This is a genomic window from Streptococcus sp. HMSC061E03 (assembly GCF_001813505.1).
Taxonomy (GTDB): Bacteria; Bacillota; Bacilli; order Lactobacillales; family Streptococcaceae; genus Streptococcus.
Genome location: NZ_KV812789.1, coordinates 1 through 239, shown reverse-complemented (window position 1 = coordinate 239; position 239 = coordinate 1). Strand labels below are relative to the sequence as shown.

The 239-nt window shown below is 41.0% G+C and carries 1 protein-coding gene; it reads right to left on the bottom strand.

Annotated features, from left to right (window positions below; all coding sequences use genetic code 11):
* Window positions 1-239 (bottom strand): hypothetical protein (locus HMPREF2917_RS07280; RefSeq protein ID WP_141751540.1); only part of this gene is annotated, 239 nt, incomplete at both ends.

Here is a 239-nt window from a genome sequence, read left to right as displayed (position 1 = left end):
TAGTAACGTCCGAATTCGAATTTAGTTGTGTCAATGACTTGTGTGTTTTCTGCGTCGCCAAGTGACTTAGTGAAGCCATCTTTAAGGGTTGCAGTAATCACACCGTTGTTCACAGCGATATCGAATTTATCTGTTACTTCTGCGCCTGTTACTGAATCGTAAGCTTTGATCTTAGTAGAATCAAGTTCCAACTTCGCTTCATCGTAGTCATCTGAGATTCCTACTGATTGGATGTTGTC